This is a genomic window from Macrococcus sp. CoH-51_TC_04 (genome assembly GCF_058188655.1).
In genome coordinates, this window is record NZ_JBVGOY010000028.1 from 1 (window position 1) to 2,043 (window position 2,043).

The following is a 2,043-nucleotide window of genomic DNA, read 5'->3' on the forward strand; positions in this document are numbered from 1 at the left end:
TTCCCTCTTAACTCCCTTACCATTTTTCTAACGAAAAATAAAAAACTAAAACAAAAAAATCACCCAAAAATTTGGGCGATAATTTACTCAAAATTCTTATGAATTTTTTCGTTCAGTAAATCCAAAAATCAATTTGCTTTTGCAAATTATTTTCGACTTTTTTCAAAGATATTTTCATCAAATCAGTTAAATCAATCGGAGAAATTTCTTTTATCATTTTTCTATATTTTGTTTTTGCATTTTTGCTTATTTCTCCCCACTTGCTTTCAACATTCAATAACATATACATCATAGCTTGTTCACTAAGATTTTCAATAGTTGTCCAATCAGGTTTTAAAATATGCATATCATCAAAGCAATTTTTCCATTCATCAACCATTGTTCTTTTTATCTCAATTTCAAATCGCCATAAATTTTCAAGCGTTAGATCAATGTCAGCATTATCTTTACGTTCTTGTTTTTTATTATAAATTCTAATAAATCTATCGCTATCTCTTACACCAAAATATTTTGTTTCGGCTTTGCCATTTCGACCATAAAAGACTGTTTTCTTTAAAGCTTTATCACTCATAATATAAAAATCGGATAAATCTTCTTCAAAATCAAAAGCTAAGTCTAAGCGAGTAAATCCAACATTATCTAAAGCAATTAAAATATTTTTCTTTAACCAATCAATTTCATCTTCTTTCAAATTATTCGGGTTGAATTCAATTCTAAAATTTCTTCTGTCCCATGCATCAGCTTTAAATCTATCATGTTCGATATATATTTTATCTGTGAATATCTGCCCTTTAAATTTATGTGTTAAACAATCCCAAAGATGAACAAATGGACTGTTACCAAGCAAATAAGCCATATATTCAGCTTTATCTTTGCCAAGATCGCCTACTATTGTCATACGGTCAAAACTTATTCTTGGAGAGTGAATTCCCACAGAATGGGACGCTAACCGGCTATTAGATAGGCCGGGTAATTCAACAGCTTTATTTTCATCTTCTGCCATGATATAATTACCTCGATTCTTAATTAAGATTATATGTTTTTGATTCAATCAAATCGCCATTGCCCGTGGCGATTTTTTTATGCCTTAAAAACTTTTTTCTCATCTTGATACTTTGCTAAATATTCTTTATTAACTAACATAGATAAAGCTTGAGATTTACTTAGCCCCATCTCTTTACAAATTTCTTCTAACCTAGCCAATGTATCTTCAGTTAACGTAATTCCAACTTTTACTCTTACCATAGTAATCTCCCCATTCAAATTAATAATTTTATGATAACCATATTTTCTGCTTTTGTCTAGACTTGTACATATATATATAAAGAAAATCTTTTTTTGTTTTTTTATAATCACGTTGAACGCCGTAATATCAACGTTTTATATGATTTCTGGATTATGGATTACATAGGGGGTGTCATAGGGGGTGTCGTAGTAGCCCCCCAGCAACTCTCCCAAATTTCCAAAAAATTAAGCCCCAAAAACAAAATTGACCCAAAAATTAAAAACCAAATTTTTAGATCAATTTTCTAAGAACCAAATTCGACAATTCTTTTTGCATTTATTCCAATTTCCTTTTGGAGCGAGCCTCTGACACGCTGACGCTCCCCCAGGCCCCCAAGAGCCCATGTTCCGTCGATTTGATAGCTGTCGCTATCAAAATCGCCGTGAACGGCTCTAAGTGTGTTCTGGGGGGTCTTCTCCTCTCCAAAAGTTTTCTCGGCATAAAAGTTCCTCAAAAATTTATAAAGCAATTAATCGCTCTGACTGACTACTTTCGTCATTCTCTCGCTCACTAAAAACATAAAATTTGCAACTACTTACTTTCAGTATTTGCAAATTAAGAACACAAATTCAAACTAGCTACTTTCGCTATTTTTCATTTTGGTCAAGCAGTGCAAGTGTATACAAAATGCTCACGCATTTCTTTACACTCGCTCGCTGCGCTTGCTTGTAAGAGGGAAAATTCCCTCTTAACTCCCTTACCATTTTTCTAACGAAAAATAAAAAACTAAAACAAAAAAATCACCCAAAAATTTGGGC

2 protein-coding genes are annotated in these 2,043 nt (G+C 32.3%); both read right to left on the reverse strand.

Annotated elements, in window-relative coordinates; all coding sequences use genetic code 11:
- Positions 1–112: 112 nt before the first annotated feature.
- Entirely contained in the window at positions 113–1,003 is an 891-nt protein-coding gene (locus tag ACZ2V4_RS11590; RefSeq protein ID WP_219495036.1) for a replication initiation factor domain-containing protein, read from the reverse strand.
- 77 nt (positions 1,004–1,080) lie between these two features.
- Positions 1,081–1,245, reverse strand: a complete 165-nt coding sequence (locus tag ACZ2V4_RS11595) for a ribbon-helix-helix protein, CopG family (protein WP_101035997.1) — start codon at positions 1,243–1,245, stop codon at positions 1,081–1,083.
- Positions 1,246–2,043: the final 798 nt, after the last annotated feature.